The organism is Rhodococcus sp. C26F (genome assembly GCF_053345925.1).
Map to the genome: position 1 here is coordinate 120,236 of NZ_JBKFBA010000007.1, position 5,694 is coordinate 125,929.

Consider the following 5,694-nt stretch of genomic DNA (forward strand, 5'->3'; position numbering starts at 1 on the left):
GTGTGGTGCGGGGGCCGTCGGTGGTAGGTCTCAGGCCTTGCGGGTGCGGCCGAGGCGCAGCAGCGTCATCGCGAGCGTGCTGCCGTCGGTGCCGAGTTCGGCGAAGCGTCGCAGGACGGCCATTTCCTCGGCCTGTGCTTCGCGGCTCGCGTCGGTGCCCTTCGCGGATGCTCCGGCGCGCTGAACGAGCTCCGAACGCCGCTTGATCACCGCGAGCAGCTGAGCGTCGAGCTCCTTGATCTGCTCGAACAGCTCCCCGGGCTCTGCCTCGGCCGACGAAGCTTCGCCGACGGACGCGATGCCAGGCGAATCAAGCTGGACAGTCATGCAGACTCCTCCGGTCTCGTCTGAATCGTCACAGATTGTGTCGTGCTCACGCCTACAGGTGTTACCGACACGTAGGGAAAAATTCTCGCGAGACTCTCCCATGCGCGTCCTGTCCCTTCAGAAACGGCCGTGACCTGGTTCAACACTCTGATGACCGAGGGGTATGTTAATTGTCACACCGACCGGTGCCAACTCGTGTGCCCGTCGGTGACATCGCGCCCGAAGGGTCCGCATCGGGTCCGCCGCTCGAGGTAGCGTTCCGGCCGACCGGCAGGGCCGAGGACGTCGGGGCTCCTCGGTACACCTGGAGGGGAGACCGATGCGACGACCTGTTGTCCCGTGGGGTGGGCGCGGCACGGAGGCTGCGACTTCCGGTACCGAACCGACTTTCGGTACCGAACCGACATCCCACATCGAACCGCCGAGCGAATGGCAGCACGGCACGCGCAATCTGCACGTGTACGCAGCGGCCGGTGCGGCGGTGCTCGTGGCGATTTTCGCCGCGGCCCGCGGAGCGGGCGCGTGGGGCACCGATTCGGTGGGCGCCGACCGCTTCTATTCGATCCTGGCGGTGCTGATGCTGCTGACGGCGGCCTTCGGCGCCACCTTCTGGTGGCCTGCCGGATCTGGGGTCCGGCGACCGTCGCCGTGGCCTCCGAGCCGCACACCGCGGGTCCGGTACGTCGAGACGGCCGATCGCGGCAGTACCGAGATCGCGGGCCGTCGCCCCGTCTTCGGTCTGCTGCTCGCGATGGTGCTGTGCGGGACGTTCCTCTCGCTCGGCGCAGCCGTGGAGATCGTGGTCGGGAACGAGGGTCTACCTCTCGTGGCGCTGGTGCTGGCGCTCGTCGCCGGGGTGTGCCTGGCCTTCCTCGTGGAGGTGGCACTCGGGCGCATCCGGGCCGGTTCGCTCGTTCTCGGACCGGACGGGATCAGGCTGCGCGGCTGGTTCGTAGAGTCCTATCTGCCGTGGGTGTCGGTGCGGGGTCTTCGTGCGGTCGACCGGGGGTTCCCGGAGATCTGGATCGAGGGGCACGGGTCGGCGGCGTGGGCGCGTCGGCGCACGAGTCGGGTGTTCCCGTTCGAGCGCCTGCCGTCCGAGCCCCGGATCGAGGTGGACTCACGGCATCTGGCCGTCGATCCCGTGCAGTTGTACCGCTTCCTCGAGTTCTGTCTGGAGGACGCTCGGCACCGGCGTGAGCTGGGCACACCGGTGGCTGCGGAACGTCTCGCGGCGGGTGCTCCGTTCACTGCGGACAGCGAGTGAAAACGTCGTAGTCCATATGTAGAATGGCGTTTCCGTTCACGTTTCTGCAGCGTGTGTCCGGACCGATGCAATCGCGGCACTCGGTGCCGTAGCATCGGTCGGACGCTTCGGGAGGGCACCTTCCCGAAGAGCCGTGCGCTCGGCGGTGCCGGCGCGTGGACCCCAGGTGTTCGACCAGATTGGACGAGAAATGACCGCTCCGGAACGCATCGTCATCGTCGACGGCGCACGCACCCCCGTCGGCAGCTTCGGCGGCGCACTCAAGGACGTGCCCGCGCACGAACTCGGCGCCACCGCCGTACGCGAGGCGCTGCAGCGCGCGGGTGTCGCAGGTGAGGACATCGACGAGGTCGTCATGGGCTGCATCGGCCAGGTCGGCGCCGACGCCTACAACGCCCGTCGCGTCACCCTCGCCGCCGGACTTCCCGTCTCCACCCCGGCCCTGACCGTCAACCGCCTGTGCGGCTCGGGCCTGCAGGCCGTGTGGTCCGCGGCCCAGGAGATCCGTTGGGGTGCCGCGGAGATCACCGTCGCCGGTGGCGACGAGAGCATGTCGCGCATGCCGTTCTACGACTTCGGTGCCCGCAACGGTTACAAGCTCGGCAACCGCGAGCTCGTCGACGGCACCGTCGGCATGCTCACCGACCCGTTCAGCGGACAGCACATGGGTGTCACGGCCGAGAACGTCGCCCGCGAGTACGGCGTCAGCCGCGAGCAGCAGGACGAGTTCGCCCTCGAATCGCAGCGTCGCGCCGCCACCGACGCCGCGAAGGCCGCCTTCGCCGAGGAGATCACTCCGGTCGAGATCGGTGGCCGCAAGCCCGTCACCGTCACCGAGGACGAGCACCCCAAGCCCGACACCACCCTCGAGGTGCTCGGCAAGCTGCGCTCGGCGTTCATCAAGGACGGCACCGTCACCGCCGGTAATGCCTCCGGGATCAACGACGGCGCTGCTGCGCTCGTCCTGGCCCGCGAGTCGGTCGCCCGCGAACGCGGTCTCGGTGCCTCCGTCGTGCTCGAGTCGGTCGTCACCGCGGCGATGGAGCCCGAGCTGATGGGCTACGCCCCGACTCTCGCCCTGGTGAAGCTGTTCGAGCAGAACGGCCTGACGCCGGCCGACATCGACACCGTCGAGCTCAACGAGGCCTTCGCCTCGCAGGCCGTGGCGGTGGCGCGCGACGCCAAGCTCGACCCGGAGAAGACCAACCCCTACGGCGGTGCCATCGCCCTGGGCCACCCGGTCGGCGCGACCGGCGCGATCCTGACGCTGCGCGTCGCCAAGGACCTGATCCGCCGCGATCTCGAACTCGGCGTCGTCACCATGTGCATCGGTGGCGGACAGGCACTCGCCGCGCTGCTGCGCCGCGTGTCCTGATCCGGACACCCCTGAAAGACCCGACTGTGGCGGGCGCGATCCGTATCGCTCCCGCCACTGTCATGTCCGCAGCTCGGTGAGCGGTCGGAGTCGCCGGACGCGGCCGTCCCAGTGCACGCGGGTCGTCACGGCCGCGCCGTCGGCGAGTCGCCGGACCTCGTAGACGTCGAGCTCGGGTACCTCGGGCACACAACCCCACAGTGCGTGCCCGGTCATGACGAAGTCCATGTCCTGCCGCACGAGCAGACCCATGAGTTCACCGATCGTCGGGTCGTCGATCTTGGCGAACGCGTCGTCGAGCAGCACGAGGCGCAGTGCGGTGCCGGTATCGGGTAGGCCGGAGAGATAACCGTCCGCCGCCGCGAACAGTGCCACGTACGACACGAACCGGGTCTCGCCCTGGGATATCTTGGCGCGCGCGGAGATCCGCCTCTCCCGGTCCGGTTCTGGGCCGAGGATGGTCACCTCGACCTCGTGCCAGCGCCGGTAGTCCAGTGCCTGCGACAGGTGCTGGGCGTAGCCGGCGGACGGATCGGCGGTGTGGGCGGATTCCAGCCGGCGCCGCAGCATCCCGACCAGTTCGGACGCATCGTCGGGTGACCGCTCGGTGGCGGTGAGCAGCTGCGTCAGCCGCGCCGCGTCGGCGTCCTCGCCACCGGGGCGCCACTCGATTCTCACGCCGATCCCGTGCGTCGTGCGGCTGTCGGCGAGACTGTCGTTCATCGCGGCGATCACCTGTCGTGCCCGCTCGATCCGCCGGCGCAGTTCGTCGGCCACACCGCCGAGAACGAATCCCGTGAACACGTCGTGCTCGCGTTGCGACAGTGCCCGCCGGCCGTCCTCGACCTGCCGACTCAGGGTGGCCGAGACACCCGCGGGCGTGGTGTCGTCGCCCGCCCCGGCGATCCGGACGCGATGGGCGCCGTGTGTCACCGTGTGCTCGATGTCGAACCGGGCCGTGATGTCGCGGTCGAACTGTTGCAGCGCGACCAGCATCGCGTTCTCGTCGGCTCCCGTGCGCGGCGGCAACGCGGCCAGCAGGGTGCGGGCCACCGAGAGCACATGATCCGGATCCTCGAGGTGGACCGGAGGCAGAACCGTCCGGGCAGAGGCGGAGTCCGATCCCGGATCCTCCTCGAGCGCGGCGCGCAGTTCGGGCAGTTGCATGTGCGCGGCGAGCAGTTCGGCGGCCGCGGCGAGTTCGCGTCGGTCGCGGTCGAGCCGTTCGCGTGCGGCAGCACATCGCTGCAGCACCTCGGCGACGGCACGGCCGAGATGGTCGCGATGGGCGACTGTGCGTCGGAACTGTTCGTCGGCGCGTGCCCGTTCGGCCTCCGAGTCACGCAGTTCCCGCGCCAGGTCGGCGGCATCGACGTCGACAGCGGCGGTCTGGGCAGCGACCACCGCGGCCTTCGCGTGCCATTCGTAGCGGCACGATTCGGCGAGCTCCTCCGCGTCGATCCGCTCGGCGGTGGCCTGCACGCACCGTTCGGCGGCATCCGTGAACCGGACATGGGCGGCGAGGACGTCACCGAGATCGCGTGCCAGTTCGGTGCACAGTGTCTCTGCGGACGCGCATCCGGCGACCAGCGCCTCGAGTTCCGGAACATCGCCGGGCACGCCGAAGTGCTCGCACGCCGTGCGGTGTGCGTCGAGCTCGGCGGTCCAGCGAGCACGCAGCGTCGTCGCCCGCTCGCGCAGTTCCACCGCGGTGTTCGCCCCGGACCGCACATGCGCGTACGCGTGCCGACGTCGTTCGAGCGCGGCGCGCAGGGCATGTGAGGTCGGCGCGGTCGACAGGTGCGCGTCGATCTCCGCCCGCCGGTGCACCGCGTCGGGGTAGTCGACGCGCAGCTGTTCCACCGCCAGGTCGATCCGGGTGAGTTCGGCGCGGATCTCGTCGAGACGCACCCGACGGGCCGCGGTCGCGGCCTCCCGGGCAGGCCTGCCGATGCTGCGCGGGGCCTCGGCGGTGTGGCGTCCGCGCAGAACGCCGTTGTGCCAGCGGCCGTCCCGTGAGACCGAGGCCACCGCGGTGGCGTCCTCGAATCCGATCGTGTTGAGGACCGCCTCGATCGCCGGGCGCGGTACGTCGGCCTCGCGGTCGGGACGCAGGACCGTCGACAGGGGCTGCGCCGGTGGTTCACCGCGCGGCGAGACGAGGACCTGACCGCCCAGTGCACGCAAGCGGCCCTCGCCGTCGACCGTGGCGGTGAGGAAACCCGCGGAGAGCAACGCCGCCTCGATTCCGGCGCGATCGTCGTCCCCGAGGGTGTCGACGAACTCGACCGCCCGCCACAGTGGGACACCGTCGGTGCGCACGTGCCAGGGCGCCTGTTCCGGGCCCTCGCCGATCGCGTCGAGTGCCGCCTGTTCGCGGACGAGGTCCTCGCGCGCGGTCCGCGCCTCACGTTCGCGGCGCTCGCGCTCGGCCGGGGCGCCGGCGAGGTTGCTCAGAGCGGACCGAGCGGCAGTCGTGGGCAGCGAATCCAGCTCGGCGAGTGCCGAATCGAGGTCGACGTCCTCGGAGTCCGTGTCGCCGGCGTCGGTGGGGGACGAGTCGATCAGTGCGTCGAGTCGCGTGGACAGTCGGCGCATCAGGATGACCCGATCCCGATCGAGTTCCGGCAGCAGAGCCGTCGTACGGTCGGCGGTGATCCACGCGCGCCACCGGTGCTGCAGACCGGCGGCGGCCGCACCGACACCGGCATCCGTCTCGGCGGCC

General features: G+C 70.3%; 4 protein-coding genes. 2 read left to right on the top strand and 2 right to left on the bottom strand.

Translation table 11 applies throughout. The annotated features are described in order from the left end of the window. Positions 1-30 precede the first annotated feature (30 nt). Positions 31-327, bottom strand: coding sequence for a chorismate mutase (locus tag ACLBYD_RS11140; protein ID WP_447816485.1), 297 nt, complete (start codon positions 325-327; stop codon positions 31-33). 319 nt (positions 328-646) lie between these two features. Here ACLBYD_RS11140 and ACLBYD_RS11145 point away from each other — a divergent pair, with 319 nt between their 5' ends. Beyond that, positions 647-1,594, top strand: coding sequence for a hypothetical protein (locus tag ACLBYD_RS11145; protein ID WP_447816486.1), 948 nt, complete (start codon positions 647-649; stop codon positions 1,592-1,594). 190 nt (positions 1,595-1,784) lie between these two features. Then, positions 1,785-2,969: a thiolase family protein gene (locus tag ACLBYD_RS11150; protein WP_016696183.1), complete on the top strand. Its 1,185-nt coding sequence runs from the start codon at positions 1,785-1,787 to the stop codon at positions 2,967-2,969. 60 nt (positions 2,970-3,029) lie between these two features. Here the strand turns inward: ACLBYD_RS11150 and ACLBYD_RS11155 are convergent. Next, positions 3,030-5,694, bottom strand: a 2,665-nt coding sequence (locus tag ACLBYD_RS11155) for an SbcC/MukB-like Walker B domain-containing protein (RefSeq protein ID WP_447816487.1), incomplete at its 5' end; no start/stop codon positions are given.